The sequence below is a fragment of the Bacteroidota bacterium genome (genome assembly GCA_016714535.1).
In the GTDB taxonomy this organism is placed as follows: Bacteria; Bacteroidota; Bacteroidia; order AKYH767-A; family OLB10; genus JADKFV01.
Genome location: JADKDR010000012.1, coordinates 138,688 through 160,931, shown reverse-complemented (window position 1 = coordinate 160,931; position 22,244 = coordinate 138,688). Strand labels below are relative to the sequence as shown.

Annotated in this window: 18 protein-coding genes and 1 pseudogene; 9 read left to right on the top strand and 10 right to left on the bottom strand. The window is 39.4% G+C overall.

Going from position 1 to position 22,244, the window contains the following annotated elements; genetic code table 11:
- The 3 genes and pseudogenes from IPO27_15395 to IPO27_15385 all read left to right on the top strand — a co-directional run bounded on the left by IPO27_15395 (nucleotide 1) and on the right by IPO27_15385 (nucleotide 2,500).
- Entirely contained in the window at nucleotides 1–942 is a 942-nt protein-coding gene (locus tag IPO27_15395; GenBank protein ID MBK8847845.1) for an NAD-dependent epimerase/dehydratase family protein, read from the top strand.
- An 18-nt stretch (nucleotides 943–960) separates the two neighbouring features.
- Nucleotides 961–1,841, top strand: a pseudogene (locus tag IPO27_15390) (flavin reductase family protein).
- Between the two features lie 308 nt (nucleotides 1,842–2,149).
- On the top strand, nucleotides 2,150–2,500 hold the full coding sequence (locus IPO27_15385; GenBank protein MBK8847844.1) for a DUF3276 family protein: 351 nt from the start codon (nucleotides 2,150–2,152) through the stop codon (nucleotides 2,498–2,500).
- An 18-nt stretch (nucleotides 2,501–2,518) separates the two neighbouring features.
- Here the strand turns inward: IPO27_15385 and IPO27_15380 are convergent, their stop codons facing one another.
- Both IPO27_15380 and IPO27_15375 read right to left on the bottom strand, forming a co-directional pair.
- A complete protein-coding gene (locus tag IPO27_15380) occupies nucleotides 2,519–2,917 on the bottom strand; it encodes a response regulator (protein ID MBK8847843.1) in 399 nt (132 codons plus the stop codon).
- A gap of 820 nt (nucleotides 2,918–3,737) precedes the next feature.
- Nucleotides 3,738–4,208, bottom strand: coding sequence for a DUF4293 family protein (locus tag IPO27_15375; GenBank protein ID MBK8847842.1), 471 nt, complete (start codon nucleotides 4,206–4,208; stop codon nucleotides 3,738–3,740).
- Nucleotides 4,209–4,325: 117 nt separating this feature from the next.
- On the opposite strand from IPO27_15375, the gene IPO27_15370 reads away from it, so the two are divergent.
- The 6 genes from IPO27_15370 (at nucleotide 4,326) to IPO27_15345 (ending at nucleotide 11,269) form a co-directional block, all read left to right on the top strand.
- Nucleotides 4,326–4,940, top strand: a complete 615-nt coding sequence (locus tag IPO27_15370; GenBank protein MBK8847841.1) for a fumarylacetoacetate hydrolase family protein — start codon at nucleotides 4,326–4,328, stop codon at nucleotides 4,938–4,940.
- Between the two features lie 183 nt (nucleotides 4,941–5,123).
- Entirely contained in the window at nucleotides 5,124–7,019 is a 1,896-nt protein-coding gene (locus IPO27_15365) for a gliding motility-associated C-terminal domain-containing protein (GenBank protein ID MBK8847840.1), read from the top strand.
- Between the two features lie 32 nt (nucleotides 7,020–7,051).
- Nucleotides 7,052–8,035: a PorP/SprF family type IX secretion system membrane protein gene (locus IPO27_15360; protein ID MBK8847839.1), complete on the top strand. Its 984-nt coding sequence runs from the start codon at nucleotides 7,052–7,054 to the stop codon at nucleotides 8,033–8,035.
- Nucleotides 8,036–8,040: 5 nt separating this feature from the next.
- Nucleotides 8,041–9,975: an OmpA family protein gene (locus IPO27_15355; GenBank protein MBK8847838.1), complete on the top strand. Its 1,935-nt coding sequence runs from the start codon at nucleotides 8,041–8,043 to the stop codon at nucleotides 9,973–9,975.
- Nucleotides 9,976–10,010: 35 nt separating this feature from the next.
- Entirely contained in the window at nucleotides 10,011–10,409 is a 399-nt protein-coding gene (locus tag IPO27_15350; GenBank protein ID MBK8847837.1) for a hypothetical protein, read from the top strand.
- Nucleotides 10,385–11,269, top strand: coding sequence for a PKD domain-containing protein (locus IPO27_15345; protein ID MBK8847836.1), 885 nt, complete (start codon nucleotides 10,385–10,387; stop codon nucleotides 11,267–11,269). The genes IPO27_15350 and IPO27_15345 overlap by 25 nt, the downstream gene beginning before the upstream one ends.
- 33 nt (nucleotides 11,270–11,302) lie before the next feature.
- Here the strand turns inward: IPO27_15345 and IPO27_15340 are convergent, their stop codons facing one another.
- From IPO27_15340 to IPO27_15305, 8 genes are all read right to left on the bottom strand, one after another.
- The gene (locus IPO27_15340) at nucleotides 11,303–12,520 is read right to left on the bottom strand and encodes a phosphoglycerate kinase (protein ID MBK8847835.1); all 1,218 of its coding nucleotides are present in this window, start codon (nucleotides 12,518–12,520) and stop codon (nucleotides 11,303–11,305) included.
- Between the two features lie 128 nt (nucleotides 12,521–12,648).
- Entirely contained in the window at nucleotides 12,649–13,401 is a 753-nt protein-coding gene (locus tag IPO27_15335; GenBank protein MBK8847834.1) for a 1-acyl-sn-glycerol-3-phosphate acyltransferase, read from the bottom strand.
- Between the two features lie 12 nt (nucleotides 13,402–13,413).
- On the bottom strand, nucleotides 13,414–13,842 hold the full coding sequence (locus IPO27_15330; protein MBK8847833.1) for a hotdog fold thioesterase: 429 nt from the start codon (nucleotides 13,840–13,842) through the stop codon (nucleotides 13,414–13,416).
- 327 nt (nucleotides 13,843–14,169) lie between these two features.
- Nucleotides 14,170–16,302 (bottom strand): M3 family metallopeptidase, encoded by a 2,133-nt coding sequence (locus tag IPO27_15325; protein ID MBK8847832.1) that lies wholly within the window; start codon nucleotides 16,300–16,302, stop codon nucleotides 14,170–14,172.
- 92 nt (nucleotides 16,303–16,394) lie between these two features.
- Nucleotides 16,395–17,957, bottom strand: a complete 1,563-nt coding sequence (locus IPO27_15320) for a glycosyltransferase family 39 protein (GenBank protein MBK8847831.1) — start codon at nucleotides 17,955–17,957, stop codon at nucleotides 16,395–16,397.
- Nucleotides 17,954–19,441: a hypothetical protein gene (locus IPO27_15315; protein ID MBK8847830.1), complete on the bottom strand. Its 1,488-nt coding sequence runs from the start codon at nucleotides 19,439–19,441 to the stop codon at nucleotides 17,954–17,956. The genes IPO27_15320 and IPO27_15315 overlap by 4 nt, the downstream gene beginning before the upstream one ends.
- Nucleotides 19,442–19,445: 4 nt before the next feature.
- Nucleotides 19,446–19,871, bottom strand: a complete 426-nt coding sequence (locus tag IPO27_15310) for a hypothetical protein (GenBank protein MBK8847829.1) — start codon at nucleotides 19,869–19,871, stop codon at nucleotides 19,446–19,448.
- Nucleotides 19,872–19,949: 78 nt separating this feature from the next.
- The gene (locus IPO27_15305) at nucleotides 19,950–22,169 is read right to left on the bottom strand and encodes a T9SS type A sorting domain-containing protein (protein MBK8847828.1); all 2,220 of its coding nucleotides are present in this window, start codon (nucleotides 22,167–22,169) and stop codon (nucleotides 19,950–19,952) included.
- Nucleotides 22,170–22,244: the final 75 nt, after the last annotated feature.

Here is a 22,244-nt window from a genome sequence, read left to right as displayed (position 1 = left end):
ATGAGTGAGAAAAATAAAATATTAGTTACAGGTGCTGCCGGTTTTGTTGGCAGCTGGCTTACCGAAAAACTAGCCGATAATAAAAATAACACCGTAGTTGCCGTTGATAATTTTTTAACCGGACATGCTCAAAATCTGAATTTGCATAGGCATGCCAACCTGAAATTTATTAAAGCAGATGCAAATGATTTTAACGACCTCGCAAGTATATTTTATGCGTATCAATTCGATTATGTTTTTCATTATGCTGCAGTGGTAGGAGTAAAGCGCACCTTGGATAATCCCGTGATGGTACTAAACGATTTGCAGGGAATACGCAATGTGCTCAACCTGTCAAAAAATACAGGAGTAAGTCGTGTTTACTTTTCATCATCGAGCGAAGTGTATGGCGAGCCGGTAGAGTTTCCTCAGAATGAGCTTACCACACCGCTAAACTCACGCCTTCCGTATGCCATTGTAAAAAATGTTGGCGAGGCATACCTGCGCAGCTACAAACAAGAGTTTGATCTTGACTTTACTATTTTCCGATTTTTCAATACGTATGGACCACGACAAAGTGTTGATTTTGTTATGAGTAAATTTATTGCAGCGGCCCTTAAAGGTAAGGACATCGTTATTTATGGCGATGGAATGCAAACCCGCACCTTTTGCTACATAGAAGATAATATTGAGGCATGCACAAATGCTTTTTATCAAAACAAGTTTATAAACGATGTTATTAATGTTGGTAGCGATAATGAAATTACCATTCTTGAATTAGCTAACATCATTGTAAAACTAACCAACTCGAAGTCGAAAATTGTACATACACACGCGCTTAAAGAAGGCGATATGACCCGCAGAAAACCCGATAACAGTAAAATGAAAGAATTAATGAGAAGGCCTATGACTTCGCTGGAGCAGGGCATTCAACTTCTTATCAAATCGGGAATGTTTAAATAATAAATCAACCATAACATCATGCTCACCATAAATCCGCGCGAAGTAAAAACAATGGAGTTGCACAGCTATATGCTTAGTGCTATTGCTCCTCGACCTATTGCATTTGCCAGTACCATTGATGCTAATGGTAACTGCAACCTAAGTCCGTTTAGTTTTTTTAATGCTTTTGGAAGCAACCCTCCTACATTAATTTTTAGTCCTGCCCGCAGAGTAAGAGACAATACCATTAAGCATACACTCGAAAATGTTTATGAAACAAAAGAAGTGGTAATTAATGTAGTAAATTATGCCATGGTGCAGCAGCAAAGCCTTGCAAGTACCGAGTATCCCAAAGGTGTTGACGAATTTATTAAGTCTGGTTTTACTAAATTAAAATCGGAAATAGTAAAGCCATTTAGAGTAAAGGAGTCGCCTGTACAAATAGAGTGTATAGTAAAAGAAGTTATAGAAACAGGGCAGGAGGGAGGTGCAGGCAATTTGATAGTTTGCGAAATATTGCTCATGCATATTAGCGAAGATGTTCTTGATGCCAATAAAAAATAGATCAACAAAAAATAGATTTGGTTGCACGACTTGGTGGCGATTGGTATTGCCGGGCTTCAGGTTCTGCATTGTTCGAAGTGGCTAAGCCACTCGCCAAGGTGCTTGCTATTGGTATTGATGCCTTGCCTGAACATATTAAAAACAGTAAGGTACTTACCGGCAATCATCTTGGGCAATTGGGAAACAGCCATACCATTCCTTCAATAGAAGAAATGGCTGCCTTTAAGGCATCACCTCAATTTTCGATTCTTAGCAGCACCCCGATGAGCGAACAATCGTGTCATGATAAAGCAAAGGAGTTACTTGATAAAGGTGAGGTACGCAATGCGTTTTGTTTGCTGATGATAAATGCATAGCGAGTTCGAACTAATTCTATAACTAGAGGCAGCAAAAGATATTTGCTTTCGCCTTGTTAAACGTTCTAAAATTGAAGGTGCCAATAAGCAAGCCTCGGTTGATTTAAGCAATTTGGCGCTGGGGTATTATTTTGCAACTATCAAGACCCAATATGGTAGTATTAGTAAACCATTTTCCACTGTCAGATAGTTGTATCATCTTGAAATAATTACCAGTTTTTTTAAATAATTGCAGTATGTATATTTTTATATATTTGTGACCTTAGTAAAATTAAATTCACAAAACTTAACGAAAGTATATGAGCGAAATGGACTTTAATGAAAACCGTGATGGGTTATTTTCGAAAGCTGTAAAGGCGGGAAAGCGGACTTATTTTTTTGATGTTCGTGGAATGCGTGGCGATGATATGTATCTCACCATAACCGAGAGCAAAAGAAAATTCAGTGGCAATGAAAATGAAAAACCATTTTACGAAAAGCATAAAATATTTCTTTACCGCGAAGATTTTGATAAATTTATGGACGGCCTGGAAGCAGCTTTCACTCACATACACGAAAACGCGCCACCGCTGCAACCACGTCAACCTCGCAACAATCAAGGCGATCATGCCCAAGGAGAAAATCCTGACGCAAGCCTCAACTTTGACGATTTAAAATAATCTGATTTTTATTTAATCTTAAGAAGCTTTCAATACAAGATGTTGATCGGTTAATCTTTTTATTACCAGCAATAACTCCTCCGGATAAGAAGGTTTTGTTAAGCATTCATTCATCCCGCATTCTTTAGCTTTTATACGATCGTAGTCCGTATCAAACGAACTATAAGCAATAATCGGAATTAAGCAAACAGGCTTAGGAAACCGTGTGCGTATGTATGTTGTCATTTCCAGTCCGGTCATTACCGGCATCTTAATATCGCTTACAATTAAATCAAACGGATTTTTTTGTAAAAACTCCAGAGCAACAAGCCCATTCTCGGCTGTTTCTACATGGTATCCGTTTCTCTTAAGGATGTTTTTACAAAGCATTTTGTTTACCGGGTGGTCTTCAACCAACAGTATTCGTGTTGCATTCATGTTATAACCTATATTTTGAAAAGTGTAGTAGCATTAAAAAAAAATTCCTTTTGGAATGTATCGAAAATGAAAATCAATAATTGACTTTCAATAAAATTGAAACAGCGACAAAAGTAAAAGCCTCGTTTAATAAAGATTAACCCTTAGCCAAAAGCATCAATACAATTTGGGCGAAAAAATGCAGATGCCTTCAGAGAAGAGGGGGGGGGCAAGGAGAGTTTCTTTTTTTTGAAGATTAAATGCAGGGGCGCACGGAGGGGTACGGAGAGTTGCTTTTTTTTGATGTTAAATGCAAGGCGCACGGAGACACGGAGGGGTGCGGAGAGTTTCTTTTTTTTGAAGATTAAATGCAGGGCGCACGGAGACACGGAAGGGTACGGAGAGTTTCTTTTTTTATATTTAGGACTTGCTGTTTTTTGTCGATTGCATATGTATTAACCAGCCACCCCGCTGGAGATTGGTCGGCTACATAAAAAATCTTAGAGCTCCGTAGGAGCGACCTGTTAATAGAATGAGTTCGCGCCCCGGTTAATTAACTCCGTAGGAGCGACACCGTTTTCTGCTAAAATCCAATCTGTTCAAGAATCAATTTGATAGATTTTATTTGATGACTCAAAAATTCCTAGCGATTATTAGTTGCTAGATGATGATTGCAGCGTGCTTAAATTCTTTCCAAGGCGAATTTTTTGATCTCACATACGCTTGTCTTGACGTATGAGTTTTTTAATGCTTTGGCCATTTTTCCGCGCACTTTTTTTTCTGGAGCTAAATTATTGCTGTTGCTTAATACCAATATAAATCAGCAAGCGTTTAAAAAAGCTTAACGCAGTCTGTCAGCGCTTCTTACGAGGTTGTCATCGCGCTGAATAGCACGGAGTGCAAAAAAGGTAAATAGCAAAATAACTATGGGCATATACGCAGCATATAAATAGAACTGCTGTGCCGGGCTTACAGCCTTTATCGCACTTTCTACCAGGAAGTATATGAATGGCAAACAAACTAGCGTAAGCAGTAAAATAATTTTGCAAAACATCATTTGCTGTTTACGGTTGGTATATTTTAATGCGGTGTAAATTAATAACAGGCCAATAATTACTACCAATACAGGGATAACCAAAAACACCGAAGGGGCTTGCCAGGTATTACCCACAGCATCTGAATTGAATAATCGTACATGTATTAATTGTTGTTGTGCTGTGGCATTGCGCACCAGCGCCACATCTAATATAAACATGGCAGCACATGCCAATGCGGCAAGTGTAAGATAAACAGTTTGAATTCGTTGAAGCATAACCGGAATTAAATTTTATTGCAAATATGTGCTATGTTAAGGCAATATTGCAAGGCATATTTTTTAAAAGTGTTTGCTTTTTGCCATACATTATTTTTGCTTTACAAAAAAAAGGGAATGAAAATTATTTGTGTTGGTCGCAACTATGCAGCCCATGCCAAGGAGTTGAACAATCCGGTAAATGAGAGTCCGGTTATATTTATGAAACCTGAAACTGCTATTCCTATAAAAGGAATGCCTTTTTTTTATCCTGACTTTAGCAAGGATTTGCACCATGAGGTGGAGTTGGTTATTAAAATTTCCAAAAATGGCAAATGCATTGAAGAGCGATTTGCAAAAAACTATTACGAGGAGGTTGGAGTAGGCATAGACTTTACTGCCCGCGATTTACAGGCAGAATTAAAATCAAAGGGGCTGCCCTGGGAGTTGGCCAAGGCATTTGATGGCAGCGCCCCGGTATCAAAAAAGTTTTTAAGCAAGGATGAAATCCCTGATTTAAATAACATGCACTTTTCCTTACACAAGAATGATGTGCGTGTGCAAGAAGGCAACTCAGCGTTGATGATTTTTAAAGTAGATTACCTTATTCACTATGTTTCGCAATTTATTTCGCTCAAAAAGGGTGACTTAATATTTACGGGAACTCCGGCAGGTGTAGGACCGGTGCAGGTAGGCGATGTGCTCCATGCATTTATCGAAAACGAAATGATGCTGGAGATTAAGGTGAAGTAGTTCACATATGAATAAATTACTCATAACCTGTTCTTTTTCTCTTAAGCTAATGCATACTCTTTTATTTAAAAAATGATGTATTCAATAGGTCAATCAGCTTTGCCCTATTTTTAATGCTTTTACATATTGGCCTAAAACATAAGAGTGTACCAAAGATTTTTCTATTTTAGCTGCCAATATACAATGAAAAAGTTAAGGGCATTTTTTTTAGTTATACTGTATGCCTTGTTGCCCGGTGCAGTAAGTGCAACACATATAGTAGGTGGCGAAATTAATTATGAATTCTTAGGTAACGATACCTACAAAATTACGCTTATCGTATACCGTGATTGTTATTATGGAGTTCCTCCTTTTGACCCGGTTGCATCCATAGGTGTTTTCAATAGCAGCAATGTATTGATGTATGATTTACGAGTAAACGTAAATGCTGACTCCGTTTTGATTCCGCCAGTAATTTCTACCAATTGCCTGCCGCCTCCTGTCGATATCTGTTACCGTAAGGCTACGTATGATACCATTTTGCAATTGCCTGCCATTGCCGGTGGATATCAGCTTGCCTACCAGCGATGTTGCCGAAATGCGAGTTTAGATAATATTGTTTCGCCCGATGCTCAGGGGATTACCATTTACGCAACCATACCCGGCACCGAAAAGTTCCCCAACAACAGCAACCCGGTAATTAAACAGTTACCTGCACCTTTTATTTGCGAGGATGTGTATTTTGAGTTTGACAATAGCGCCACCGATGCCGATGGAGACTCGCTTTTTTATGAAATATGCACTCCCTTTAATGGCGCCAATCAGGGCATGCCTAATCCACAGCCACCAGGGGCTCCACCGTACTTGAATATTGTATGGGCGCCCGGTTTCAGCCTTGTAAATGTAATGGGTGGTGGGCCGCTTGCAATTAATCCTTTTACTGGAAAGCTCACAGCAACTCCTGACAATCAAGGACAGTTTGTATATAGTGTATGTATAAAGGAATTTCGCAATGGTATTTTGCTTGGGGCAACCAAACGCGATTTTCAGTTCAATGTCACTCCATGCCCAAACATAACCATTGCATCTATAGGAGGTGATGATATACTTTGCCAGAATAGCACCACCGTGCAGTTTTCGAACGTTAGCTACAATGCCACCGGCTTTTTCTGGAATTTTGGCGATAACACAACACTTGCTGATACAAGTATATTGCAAGATCCTGTCTATACTTTTCCTGCTCCCGGCACCTATACCGTAACCTTAATTGCTTTTAATAATAACCCTGCTTGCAACGATACGATTATTAAACTTATTTCGATAGTCGGAGAATACCAGGTTGATTTTAATTTCTTGGTTGATAGTTGCACGGGCAAAGTTTCATTTTCACAGTTTGAACTTACCAATCAAACTACCATCAATCATCAATGGAATTTTGGAGATAACAATACTGGCTCTGGTAACAATACCGCGCATACTTATTTGGCTGATGGTAGCTACCAAGTTACCGGGTATTTTATTTCAGATAAAGGATGTCGTGATACAGTAATAAAAGCAGTAAATATTCCTTACCCGATCTTGAATGTTACCGCTACAGCAAATCCTGCCATCGTGCAAAGTGGCGACCCTGCATCGCTTATTGCAAGCAGCAGCAGTGCCGTTTCTTATTTATGGCAGCCTTCTGTTGGAATTCCGAATCCTAACTTGTCTACCATACTGGTAGTGCCAAATCAAACTACAACCTATACGGTGTATGTTACTAATTCGTTAGACTGCCGCGATTCGGCAACTATAACCGTGAAGGTTTTTGGCGATGAATGCGAAGAGCCATATATTTTTATTCCAAATGCATTTACGCCAAATGGAGATGGAGAAAATGATACGTTGTTTGTTCGTAGTCAGGTGCTCGAAAAAATAACCATGATCATATATGACCGCTGGGGTCAGAAATTATTTGAAACCAACCTAATAGAAACCGGTTGGGATGGCACACATCAGGGAAGCCCCCTTGCCACCGGTGTGTTTGATTATTATATTGAGGCAGTGTGTTTAAATAAAAAATTATTTGTCCGTAAGGGCAATATAACTTTGTTGAGATGAGTGGATGGAAAATATATATCCTCTTTTGCGTAATGATCACTTTTGTGACCAGGCAAACTGCATTTGGTCAGGACATTCATTTCAGTCAATATCAGGCGGGGTTGAGCTTTTTTAATCCGGGCAATGTTGGCGCGTTTAGTGGCAACTATCGAGGTGCCTTGTTGTACCGTCAACAATGGCGTTCGGTTACAGTTCCATTTGTTACCACCGGCCTTGCACTTGATGGCAAGATAAAAAGTAACGACCGCAAATCATTTAATCTTGGCTTAAGTCTTTATCAGGACAAGGCAGGCGATGGCAACCTGGTTTCTAATTCCATACAGTTAATGCCTGGATATGGCATTCATCTCGGAAGCGACAGTACTACCTTTCTTAATATTGGGGTTTCGTTAGGATACCTGATGAAGGGTTTTAATTTTTCTAAATACACATGGGATAATCAGTTTGATGGAGAAAAATATGATGCGTTGTTAACCACCGGTGAGGCATTGTCTTCAGACAATGCCGGTGCAATTGACCTTGGTGCAGGTTTTAGTTTTTTAAAAAGGGTTAAAGAAAACTTCTCCATCGGCTTTGGTGCAGGAGCGATGCATATCAATAGCCCGCAATTTAGGTTTGTTAATTCTGCAAATGCAAAATATCCCATGCATCTTATGGCATCGCTTTTTACTAGTCATCAAGTTAACCGACAGTTTACTCTTACGCCTTCGGTGGCTTATATGAAGCAGCAATCACTTACCGAAGTCATGGCAGGAGCGAATGCTTTTTGGAAGACCAAAAAGGCAACAGCATTGATACGCGGAGTAAAGGCCGGTTTGCACTATCGCTTAAATGATGCAGCCATAGCTATGGTAGGATGTATGATAGGAAATTTTGATGCAGGCATTTCTTATGATGTAAATATCTCCGACTGGAAAAGGGCCACCAACAATCGCGGAGCTACAGAGGTGAGTTTGGTTTATACATTTTCAAAAATTAAGAAGATAAAACCTTCGGTGCCATGCATTATTAATTGAGTAGCATGAAGTTGTTTAAAACATATATGGTCATCGTTATCGCAGCATTGCTTCCGGCAGTTGTTACTATAGCGCAATCTCCCGTTGCTTATGTTAAAGAGGCACAAAAGAGTTTTGCCATAGGCGATTACTATAATGCCGCCTGGTACTATACACAGGCCGGCAATCTGGATGCCGCCAAAGTGGAATACATGTACAATGCGGGCCTTGCCTATTATAATTATAACGATTACAAGAATGCCGGGCTTATGTTTGAACAAGCAAAGGCCGATAGCAGTGAGGCGTATCCTTTAGCAACCTATTATGCAGCCATGTGCAAAATGCACATGGGCTTATATGAAACTGCTAAAAAATATTTTGCCGAGTTTGAGCCTAAAGCAAAATACATGGAGGGTTATTATCAGCAGAAAACAAAATTGGCTTTGCAATCATGTGAGCAGTTGACAAATTTTCCTGATAATTCGCGTTATGTGGAAGTAAGGAATGCCGGAAAGAATATAAATAGCATGTATTCTGATTTTGGAGCGGTAACTATTAATGACACCGCCATGCATTATACAAGCATGCGTTATTCCATTGATAGTGAAAACAAGAATGAAAAAATGTACATCAGCAAAGTGATGATGAGCAAAGGAAAGCCGGGCAGCTGGAAACAGAGTTCAGCAATGGATGTTAACATTAATGCCGAAGACCTTGGCAGTAGCAACATGGCCATTAGTCCTGACAAATCTTTTGCAGTATTTTGTAAATGCAGGTACGATAGCACAGGCTCGCAGATTTGTAACTTATACCAAACGCAGTTTAAGAAAGGTTATCAGGAAGCAAGCAAAATACGAGGCAATGTTAATTCATATCAATATACAAGCACACAACCATGCATAGTGCAGGATGGTAACGGTGACTATATACTCTACTTTGCAAGTAATCGTCCGGGAGGTTATGGCAAGAATGATTTATGGAAATCCACCATCAGCAAAGAATTTAAATTTAGCGAACCTGTTAATCTGGGAAATGCCATTAACACCTTCGAAGATGAACAGTCACCTTGGGTGAGCCCGCAGGGAGAATTGTTTTTTAGCTCAATGGGACATCCGGGTTTTGGTGGGTTTGATATTTACAAGTCGGATGTGCAAACGCTTGCCGTTCCTGTTAATGTAGGCGTCCCCTATAATTCGGGATATCACGATTTGTTTTATACACAGGATAATAATGACAGTACAGGAATGCTTACATCAAATCGCCCTGGCTCATTCAGTCTAAAAGGTGAAACCTGCTGCTATGATATCTATTATTATAAGAAGCAGAAACAGGAAATTATTGCAGATAAGAAGAATGTAAAGAAAGCAGGAAACGAAATAGAGAAGGCAGTAGGTTTTGTATTCCCGCTCAAGTTGTATTTTGATAACGATTATCCCGACCCACATTCATTAAAGATTGTTAGCAAGCGAAACTATGAGGAACTCTACAAGCAATATGTTGGCAAACAAGGAGAGTATGTAAAAAATTACAGTGCCGCCTATCCACCCATAGAACAAGCAGAAGCTGCCGAGCGAATAAATAATTTTTTTGATAATGACATTAAAGTATCTTATGAAAAATTGGATAAGCTATGCGAGTACCTTGAGAAAAAGTTAGAAAATGGTAAAACACTTACGATTATGGTACGGGGTGCTGCGAGCTCGCTGGCTGACGAAGGTTATAATTATAAACTATCGCAACGAAGAATTTCGAGCATTAAGAATTATCTGATGGCTTATAACAATGGTGCGTTAAAGCAATTTTTCGAAGGAGAACAAGCACTGAAGCTAGAGGATGACCCGCGTGGTGAAACCAACGCGTTGGAGACTCCCGAAAAAAATGATAGCAAAGCATTTACCATTTATAGCCCGCAAGCTGCCGGTAGCAGATATATAGAAATTACCGAAGTTACTGTTGAATAATAGTTTGAAAAAAAACATTGCCCAATTAAACTCCTATGAAAAGACATTTACTTTTTTATACCATTGCATGCTTAGCGATTTGTCCAACACTTCTCAATGCACAACAGTCGCTGCGTGTATTGTTTATTGGCAATAGTTATACCTATTTCAATTCATTGCCACAACTAGTGGCCGACATGGCGTTTTCAACCGGTGATACAATCCTTTTCGATAGTTATGCTCCCGGAGGATATACCTTTCAATTACATGCTAGTGATACCAATTGCATCCATAAGATTAAGCAGGGGAATTTTGATTATGTGATTTTACAAGAGCAAAGTCAGCGGCCGTCATTTCCGATTGCACAGGTAGCAGCTCAAACTTTTCCTTACGCAACCGCACTTGACAGCATCATAAAACATCATAACCCATGTGCCGAGACCATGTTTTTATGACCTGGGGACGCAAGAATGGGGACGCATCCAATTGCGTTAACTGGCCTCCGGTTTGCACGTATGCGGGCATGGATAGTTTGTTACGGTTACGGTATATGATGATGGCAACCAATAATAACGCTGTGGTGACTCCTGTAGGTGCAGTTTGGAATTATATTAGAAACACCATAACGTCCATCGATTTATATTCGCCTGACGAGAGCCATCCATCGCTGCATGGTTCGTATGCAGCGGCCTGTAGTTTTTATACCACCTTGCTAAGAAAGAATCCAGAGCTTATCACTTTTAATTCGCAAATTTCGCTTGCCGATGCTGATTCGATAAAGCATGCAACACGTCTTGTAGCTTACGACAGTTTGCCACAATGGTATGTAGGAGCGTATGATGTACAAGCCGGCTTTAGCTTTTCGGCTAATACCAATGCAAGTGTTTCTTTTACCAATACCAGCCTTTTTGCCAACAGTTATCTATGGGATTTTGGTGATGGCGATACATCCACGTTAGAAAATCCAACACATCAATACAATGCTACAGGAACGTATACGGTTACGTTAACAGCTTCATTTTGTAAGCAGCAGCATACTTTTTCAAATCAGATTGGGGTTATAAACCTAAACCTGAATGAAGCACAGCCAAACTCTGATTTGATTATTCAACAAAATGGAGATCAGATTACAATACAAGCAAGTCAGGTTATTGGTATGGTAAAAATGCTTTCAATGGTCGGAGCAACAGTTTGGATGACTAAATCAGGGAACAGGAAACATCAGTTTAATACCGGTAACTTGGCTATGGGAATTTATTTAATCGAAGCTTTGGTGGGTGACCACATCGTACAACAAAAAATTATTCTTAGATAATTTATTGCACTGTGCTCAATAGATTTTCAAGAGCTATTGTAAAATCATTTTTACACCGGGCAATTCTTTTCCTTCCATGTATTCCAAAAGTGCTCCTCCACCAGTACTTACATAGCTAACTTTTGAAGTCATTCCAAATTGATTTACTGCCGCAGCACTATCGCCACCTCCAATAAGAGAGAACGCACCGTTGGCAGTAGCTTTGCAGACCGCATCGCCAATAGCTTTGGTGCCTGCTTCAAAATTCGAGAATTCAAATACACCCATTGGTCCATTCCATAGGATGGTTTTTGAATTTGCTATCGCATCTGTAAACTTAGCTATTGTTTTTGGCCCGATGTCCAGCCCCATTAAGTTTTCGCTAATTTGATTGATAGGAGATGTGCTCGTGGTAACATCATTACTAAACGATTCGGCATTAATGCTATCAATTGGCAGGAGCAGGTTTACTTTTTTTTGTTTGGCTTTTTCAATTATTTGCAAAGCCAACTCCAGCTTATCATCCTCGCAAAGTGATTTTCCAATTTGTCCGCCTTGTGCTTTTGCAAAAGTATAAGCCATGGCTCCACCTATAATAAGATTGTCAACACGGTGCATCAATTGCTCAATGATTAATATCTTATCACTCACCTTAGCACCACCCATAATGGCTGTAAAAGGCTTGTTTGCATTATTCAATACCTTGTCGGCATTGGCAAGTTCGTTTGCCATTACATAGCCAAACAATTTATCATTAGGAAAATATTTGGCAACAATAGCAGTGCTGGCATGTGCACGATGTGCTGTACCAAAAGCATCATTCACATACACATCGCCCATCGAGGCAAGATCATGCGCAAAGGTTTCTTCACCTTTTTCTTCTTGCTTATAAAAGCGAAGGTTCTCTAACAGTAGCACTTGTCCCGGCTGCAAGTTTGCAGCCGCATGTTTTGCATCCTCGCCTATACAATCGTTTGCAAATTGTATTTTACTACCAAGCAATTCTTCTGTTACAGCAATTACATTTTTCAAGGTATGTTTTTTGACATCTACACTTCCATCTTCTTTCAACTTTTTTAATGGGCGGCCAAGGTGGCTCATTAAGATTACACTGCCTCCGTCATTCAATATTTTTTTTATGGTTGGTATGGCTGCACGTATGCGTGTATCATCGGTTACAGCCAAAGTTTCTTTATGCAATGGTACATTGAAATCAACACGCACAAGCGCACGCTTACCTTTAAAGTTATAAGTATCGAGAGAATGTTTCATAAACATAATTATATTTTAGGGTACAAAGATGAATTATTTTTGCAAAATAACTTTTCGATAAAAATATTAACACTTAGTTTAACCAAGCGAAGCAGTCTAAAAACCGTGTAAGAAAATTATCCTTTTTATTATTGATGCTGCGCCTTCATTTGGTTGTAGCTCTTTTCCATTATTGCGTAAGCTTCGGATTTTATTTTTGGTAAATCATCTTCTGTTAAACCTGTTGTATCCATTATGGCACACCACTCTCCGTAAATGGTGCCGGGCTGCAAGCTCAGCGGGTTAGAAGGGTGCATTAATTTATCCGAATTATACAAAGCAAGTATAGCGATTGGTTTTTGTTCGAGCAGTGCGAGCCTAAATGCCCCATCTTTAAATTCGAGTATGGTTTGTTTCGTTTTGTTCCGTGTTCCTTCGGGTGCCAGAAAAATGCTGATACCATTGCGCAAGGCGTTGCGCATTTTTTCGATGCTTCGGTACCGGTCGCCTCTATCGCTGCGCTGAACGGTTACATACATGCGCTTAATTACATAGCCAAATACAGGAGCCTTGGTAAGTTCTTCTTTTGATAAGTACTTTAAAAAATTTCCACAGCTTAATGCCCATGTAGGAACATCGAGCAACGAACGATGATTGCTTATAAAAACATATTGACGGTTGGTATCTATGATGTTTTTGTTTTTTATTCGTGCTCGAATGAATAAAACAATAAAGGTAAGTTTGGCCCATACTGCAGTTAGTTTATGAACCAGACGCTCGCCACGTTCGCCAGGAAATAAATTGAAGCCGATAACAAACGCTAGCATCATGATGCTCGAAAGCAAAAAGAAAATTACGATGGCATAAAAGCGATAGGGGAATAGAAGTATATTCTTTATCATGACTATAGTTGATTAATCGTTAAACCAGTTTTCTCCGGTGCGGAATACAATACCTTTAAACAAGGCACAGGTTTTACCATCTTGATTTGTAACAGTAATATGATAGATGGCAGTATTTTTTCCGCAGGTTTTTTCTTCGGTAGTGGCCGTTAGTACATCCCCTTCATTCATCATTCGCGTGTGCGAAATGGTAGTTTCTATACTCATGGCCTTAATGCCATGCGAGTTGCTGGCAAAGGCCAATGCGCTATCTGCAAGGCTGTAGCTAATGCCTCCATGAGCAATGGCAAATCCGTTTAGCATAGCATGTGTTACCTTACAGGCAAGTTTGCAACGGCCTGCTTCCAGCTCCAATATTTCAATTTCTAACCATTGACTAAACCAATCACTATCCATCATCTTTTTCACTACTCGGTGCGCGAGCGATTCATTCCATTCCATTGTTGTTTTCTTTTTGATGCAAGTATAAGAGAATAGTTTTATTAGCTTAAGTATTAAATAACATAGTGTACGGAAAGGTGGTGGTGATTATTAGTTGGTATAATGATATAATCAAATGAATGAGCGAATTGAATAATTGGGAATTTAATGCTATATATAACAAGCAGTGTTTGGCGCCCTGAGCGAAGCCGAAGGGCAAACGTTTACACATCCTGATAATTATCAGGATGCTTCTATACCCTTTTTAGTTATATGTCATCAACTTGTTTGAAATTCATGATTACAAGTTGATTGCAAATCAGAATTTTGTGGATAAAAAAACTTTTATTAAAAACCTCTTGCCCGCATCAATGCAGCTACATTAGGTTCTTTGCCTCTGAATTTTTTATAAGCCTCAGCTTCGTCCATAGTGCCACCTATGCTAAATACATAATCGTGCAATCGCTTACACACTTCTTTATCGTAAGGGCCACCTGCTTCGGTAAATGCTTCGTAGGCATCTGCACTATGTACATCGCTCCAGAGATAGCTGTAATAGCCGGCACTGTAACCATCATCGGCAAATATGTGTCCAAACTGTGGCGTGCGATGACGCATAACTATTTCGGCAGGCATGCCTAATTGTGTTAAAGTTTCGCGTTCAAATTTATCAGCATCTATCGTAGCTTCTCCAGCCAAATGCAACTTCATATCTATAAGTGCGCTTGCCAAATACTCAACAGTTGTAAAGCCTTGATTAAACTTCGATGCATTTTTTATTTTAGTAAGAAGTGCTTCAGGCATAGGCTCACCAGTTTGATAATGCAATGCATACGTTTTTAATACTTCGGGTGTCGACAACCATCGTTCCAAAATTTGTGATGGAAACTCCACATAGTCGGTTGCAGTGTTGGTGCCAGACAGTAATGGATAATTTACTTTGCTGCACAAGCCATGCAAGGCATGGCCAAATTCATGAAATAATGTTTCAGCATCTTCCCACGAAATCAGAATGGGTTTACCTGCTTCGCCTTTAATGAAATTACAATTGTTTGAAACAATAGTGGTAATGTTACCATTAAGTTTTTCTTGTTCACGATAAGCAGTCATCCATGCACCACTGCGCTTGCCTTCACGCGCATATGGGTCAAAGTACCATAGCCCAACCAAATCGCCACTTGTTTTATCACTAACCTTATATACACGCACATCAGGATGGAACACGGGCACATCTGTTACCTGCGTAAATGCCAAATTGAATAATTCACCTGCAACATAAAACATTCCTTCTCTAAGTTTTTCTACCTGCAAGTATTGCTTTACAAGATTGCCATCAAGATCATACTTGGCAAGGCGCACTTTCTCTGCATAATAGCGATAGTCCCAAGGTTCAATTTTTATTTTATCACCATTCTTATCAGCCAATTCTTGCATATCGGCCACTTCCTGTTTAACCCGTCCTACGGCAGGTTGCCACATACTTTCAAGAAGTTTCATGGCTGCTTCGGGTGTCTTTGCCATTTTATCTGCCAGGCGCCAATGTGCATGTGTCGCATAGCCATAAAGTTTTGCCCGCTCAGCACGCAGCTTTAGTATTTCGGGAATGATGGCGTTGTTATCATTCGCATCGCCATTATCGCCACGGTTAATAAACATCTTCCATGCTTTTTCGCGCAGCGCTCTATTATTCGAGTACATTAAAAAGGGTTCAACAGCACTTCGTGAATTTGAAATTACCCATTTGCCAGTTTTGTTTTTTTCGGTTGCAGCAGCAGCCGCTGCTGCTTGCACATCATCGGGTAGTCCGGCCAAATCAGCGCTTTCACTTATTTCAAGAAATTTTTCAGACTCATCAGCCAATTGATGTTTTTGAAATTGTGTAAAAAGCGAAGCAAGTTTTTGGTTTATCTCGGCAACACGATTTTTTGCCTGCGCATCCAACTTAGCACCTGCAAGTTCAAACGTGGTATAATATCTCCACAACACACGCAGCTGTTCGGGCGTAAGTTTACTCTTGTCTTGTCCATTTACTGCATCTATACGAGCAAATAATTTTGTGTTTTGAAAAATTTCATCATTAAAAGCGGCCAGGCGAGGCTCAATAATTTCTTTAATTGAATCAAGCTTTGGGGTATTCATATTACTGGTGTATACATAATAAATTGCCAGCACACGTTTTAATTTATTGCCACATTTTTCAAGAGCATCTATTGTGTTTGCAAAATTTGCTGCTTCCGAATTTTCGGCAACAGCATTTATTTCATTTCTCTTTTCTGCCAGGGCATCTTCCATAGCCGGAATAAAATCATCAACGGTTACCTTGTCAAATGGCGGTACTCCATTATACGGACCTTGCCATGCTTGCGTCAATGAACCTGAATACTTGTTTTCGTTCACTTTTTTATTTTCTTTTTGATTAGTGCATGCACTGATAGCTGCTGAAATAATTAACAACAAGCTAAATGCTTTATTTCTATTCATCTTATAAATTAATTTGGTTTTAGGTGTGGTAAATGTACATTCTATTGTTGTATAAAATGAGGGAAGAAGTTGTTTAACTAAAAAATATCAATTCATTTAACTCCGCTTTTATACACACCAGCAATAGTTATACCGTCTGATTTTATGGTATAAATTTCAATCAAGCCCTCGGGTTTGCGGTTGGCAAAACGGTAATTGGTTAGGTAATAGTCATACTCGCTTAGTGTATCCGAAACCTGCAGGCGGCTGCGGTCTTGTATGGGGAGCATATTCCAATTATTAATTCCTGGTTGATTGGCAACAGCAATTTTAATATGATCTCTTTTATCGGAGCGCACAATAAACTCTAATGCATTACGGTAGCTCAATCCCCAGTAGTCCATTTCATATTGAAATGGAGCTTCGTATTGTTTAATACTTGCAAGCACGTTAAAATATACCATTTGATGAGGATGGTTTATAAATAAAAATATAACCATAGCTGTATATGTTGCTAAAAGCGAAGTTAGTAAAGTAGCTTTTGCTATGATTCTGCTTTTTAGATCATTTAGTAATTTGCTAAGTCCAAAAGTTGCCATCAATATCAGCGAAGGGTAAACAAAATACATGTGCCGCCAGCCATCGTAGATTACCGACTGTAAAATAATAACAGCTGTTAAGGGCAACAAAAGCATAGCATGTAACGTAACCGTGCCTAGTTCGTGATGATTTAAACAGAATTTTTTATAGATAAGTAAACTCAGTGTGTATGCAAAGCCTATTAAGGCAAGCAACATATAAAGTGGAGGAATAGAAATTGCCATCCACCAAGGAAGATAATACCAGGGCAAATTTTGTGCAGGGTAAATGGCATTTCTGAAAACTACGGTTTCGCTCCAATGATATCGCACCATTTCCAAAAAAGCACGAACAAAATGTTCGGGTGGATTAAGCCACAATATGGGCCAGAATAAAGTAACGGCAATTGCAACAGCCAAAATATAAATGAACGATAGCTTGAGTAAACGGTAAAAATGCATTTTATAAGCAAACACTTTATAAACTAATACAGCTATAGTTAACAAGGGCACAATTACCCCATTGATGCGTATTGCCATCAATGCTCCGCAAACAATGGCGTGCACCACAATCCATTTGATTGATGAATAGTGAATAACCCGAAGCATGGTACACATGCAGAAAATGTAAAATGAAAGCATGGGCAAGTCTTTGGTGTTGTAAAAACTATCGGCAAAAATGCGAGGCGAGAGTATAAGCATACCACAGGCTGCAAGCGCCATCCAGTGAGATTGAAGGCACGTGTGCACCAGCATATAAAATACGAAGCATGCGCCAAAAAAAAGTAAGAAAGTCATTAAATGCCTGAGTAGATAAATCTGCCGCACATCGGTAAAGCCAGAAATATCTTCAGCAAGGATTAATAAATTTTCAAATAAAGGGCCATGATATTTTTCTGTGTTTTCAAGATAGGGTGTGGCGTTGAGTGTTTTTATAAATTGAGTTGACACTTTACCTGTTAAGTCGCGAGAATAACATTCGTCCCAACTTATTCCAAAATCATCATAAGCGGCTATGCCCGAAATAAAAAAAAATGTAAATAAAGTTACAGCTAACAGTTGAGGCAACCGCGCTTTACAAACTGCATATACGGTCATTGTATAATAGTAGCAGCATAAGGGTCTACAGAGAGTTCGTGTCTCTTATTTAACACTTGCATGTTCATTAAGTTGATAATGGTCATGAAACCATTGCGGCCACCGCATTCAGAGGCATGGTGTGGAGCAGGGCCATTGGCTGCAATATTTCGGCTGATAACAAATAGTTTATCTGCCGCATCGTCTATGGTTATGCCATGTGGTTCGTAAAATCCGGTTTCAAAGTGCTTAACAACCTGCAATGTATTTACATCAATAGCGTAAACGGAACCTTTGGTTGCCGGTATTACTGATGGAGTTTCGTTACACGTTACAAAGAGCAAACCACGCTTAGTAGAGTACGCAAATTCAAGCGGTTTTTCAGGTGTTGGTATAACGGCAATTAAGGTGTCGGTGGTGGCATCCATTACGCGCACCTCATCGCTGTAATCGCAGGTAACAAAATATTTTCCCGTACCTGGTATATAAATCATTTCGTGCGGGTTGAGCGATTGTGTTGAGTTGACAATACTTTTGTCTGCTGATAATGAAACCGGTTCAATCGTATTTACCGGATCATTTAATTCCATTCTCCACAGATAGTTACTGTATTGATTTGAAACATACAGTTTATTATTAATTGAATTAATCATGATGCCATGGGCATCATGAGCCAGATAGATGTAAGGTCCGGTGAGTGTGTACGTTGTTAAATCTACCATTTGTATACCGCCTCCATCTCCTATACCTTGAGTTTCGGTAAGGTTAGATACAATGGCTGTTTTGTTATCCGGTGTAAAGGCAACAACATTCCAACCAGTAGCCATAGGCAATGTTGCTGTGCCAATTAATGAGTCGGTTGCTGCATCATAATGTTCGAGAGCGGTGCTATTATAATAAACCACTAGATAAGATTTGCCATCTGGAGATACTTTTACATAGTGAGGCGATTCGGTAAGTGTTGTGCTTGCCCCAATAGGCAGGTAGCGAGCAACCACATCTCGTTCAAGATCATATATTGCCATGAGGTCGCAACCTTGATTAGTAATCAAAAGTTTTTTGCCTGCATTTTCTTTGAAGAAAATTTTTCCATCGGCAGCAGGAGCACCATTGTCAATCCATGCTTTTAAACTTATTACTTCTTCCCTCGAAAGTTTTGGGCTATTAATTGGCATTGTAGGTAATAGTTGCACACCCAAATCAGCATAGGTGTTGCAAATAAAAAATAAACTTGATTGGCCACTTGCAAAAGGAATAACTACGGCACCACTTCGGCTTCCGTTAAGCATCTTATCCCAGGTAGATAAATTTAAGCCTGCCGCTGCCTGAAAACTGGCATTATTATGACAGCCTGCTGTAGCACATTTATTGACTATAATTTCGCCAATCGCTTTCGGAAAGTTTGAGTCGAGCACTGGGTCAAGTTGTGGTACTTCTTGTTTATCGTTTGCACAACCATTTAGGCAAAGCGTTGCTGCTAATAATATTGCCGCTAATCGGTTCATGTGGTTATTCGGTTACAGGTACTATCACCGAAATTTCTCCAGTTGTTTCCTCGGTACTGAATGGAATGCCTCCGGTAACACGATATGGACCTGCGGTATCAAGCCCGGCAGCATAAATATAATAATTGCCACATTTCATGTTTGTTACATGCACATGGTCTTCGGTGCCGGTGCCTACTATCATTTTATCGTAGCGCACAGGAATTAAATTAGAATTTAAAGCGGGTGCTTCCTGTGTATTAAATACAAAATAAACGGTGTCCTTATAAGTTGGCTGATTGTAAATGGTAACACCATGATGTTGAAGTTTTACCATCAAGGTTAACGCTCCATCACCTCCGGCTTCACAGTCTTCCTTTGGCTTACAAGCATTGTATACGGTCATAGTTAACAAGATGAATGTGAGCGTTTTTAAAAAAGTTTTTTTCATTGAAGTTATTTTTTATTGGTTTAACATAGCTGCAAATATCGAGTATAGAACTCTATTTGGCAATCTGATAGTTATCATTTAACGCATAATTTGGAATTTTATTCCATGCTGTTTTCCCTCGCGGGTGTTTAACTTTAGCAGGTATAAGCCATTGGCAAATTCATCAATATTAAAGTAAGTATAGCTGGATGTTATATTCTTTTGCGCCACCAATGCACCTCTTATATCATAAAGTTGCAAGGTAACGCCATCATTAAAATTGCAGCTACGAACATTGCATGCAATGTAATCTGTTGCAGGATTTGGAAATATTTCGAGAAAACATTCATCACCCGGTAATTCATTGTTTCCCTGACTGCTCTGAATATATAAACCTAGTCCACCAGCATAGTTGCCTACTACCAGGTCGGGGTAAGTATCGCCATTGATATCGGCACCATCCGGACATGCGCGCACAGGTTCGTAAATATCCTGAAATGTGCTATCCAATAAAGCAAAGTTACCATTGAGGTTATTGTCGATATTATCGTAATAGTAGATGACACCATATTCATTACCTACCAATAATTTCGTTCCACTATCATTAAAGACAAACGGTACGGCATTGCCAGCAATACTAAATGGTGGAGTAACATTTACATTTCCAAAATTTACAGCTATCGATGAAAAGTTTGGTGCTGTTTGTGTTCCTGAATTTTGATAATAAGTGAGCGTGCCTAACTCATTACCCGCAACAATATCTAGTCGCCCATCATTATCAAAATCATATAGGTAGGGTGCTGCATTTTTTCCTACATCAAGACCAAAGTAATTGTTCTGCGTTAAAACGAAACTTGCAGGATTGCCTTGTGGCGCTGTGTTTTCAAAATATTGAAATTTACCATTAGTCGTGCCAACGAGCATGTCCATATCGCTATCGCCATCCATATCGCCAAAACAATGTTTAATATTTCGCCAGCCATATTGATTCATTCCTGCATAGTCCATAGTTTGTAAATCGAAAGCAGGTGCGGTTGCTGTGCCTATGTTTTTATAGAAGGCAAACTGAGGAAAATTTTGAGAATCGGGAGAGAGGATAAATTTTCCCATGTTGCTTATAATAATATCCATCAACCCATCTGCATCCGCATCAAAGAAACGGGGGCAAGCCCCGCTGCCAAGGTCAATGGTTTCTGAAACCAAAAACGCATCGCTCACAAAATGAAAAGAATCGACATTGCCATTAGGTGTGTTTTCATACATCCATACACTGTTGTAGTTTTCTCCGGTATCAACTTTATCGCAGCAGGCTACTATACATTCACGCTGACCATCATTATCTATATCAATAAAATAGGCACCCGGAAAATTATAAATGTCAATAGGCTTGGAATCGTAAACCGGAAAAACAGAATCTTGCCATGTAAACAAATCATTTCCGGGAGTGCCGCCATTATAGAGCATTAGGTTTGTAGAGGCCAGCACATCACCATGGAAAATATCATACATTCCATTTTTATCAAAATCATAAGCCATTGGGCAACCACCGGCATGTCGCTCACCAAGGGTGTCTATCATTTCCTGAGTAATAATAAGTGGAGGTTGAGGTTTGCAGCCTACATTTAATAAGGCCGAATTGTTAAACGCACTTAAATAAGCATTACCGAAACAGTTAGCCTGAGTATAATATAGAAGTGTGTCGCATCGATTGAGTACTTCTATTCCAAAATTTTTGTAGTGCACATAAAAGCCACCAAGAATATAAGCAGCGATAATGTCCATATCACCATCATTATCAAAATCGGCCAAGGCCGGGTGATCGGTGCGCAAAACAAAAACATTACTTGTAACATCGGCCGGTATATAGGGATAATCAAGCTGAAACGCTACATGCTGTCCCGGTTGCGAAATATTTTTATAGGCTCGCACTCCTTGCGATGAGTTGGACAGCAAGTCAATTTTATTATCGCAGTTATAGTCATACAACACACACCAATCGAGCACTTTTGGAAAATACACAGCATATTCAGGAGCGTATTCGTAATCGAATGTATTGGCAGTACCGTTGTTGATAAACGTAGTGATGCGTCCGGGGTGGCCTTGATTGTTTCTATCCCATGAAAATAAATCAAGGATGCCGTCATTATTTAAATCGATATTAAAAAAAGCAGGATGGTCATAACCACCGGTCCATGGAAAAGAAATAGATGTTCCAAAATGTGAAACAGGCACATTGGTGCTTTTAAAGAAAGTGTTTTGTGAAAAAAGAGGATGAGAAAAAATTAATAGCAGCAGTAAATAAGCCGGTTTTATTTTCATTTAGTTGTCAATTTGAAGATTCAAAGATAACCAAATGTTCACTGCAAATAAATTGCAAGTGTTAGAAACTTGTAA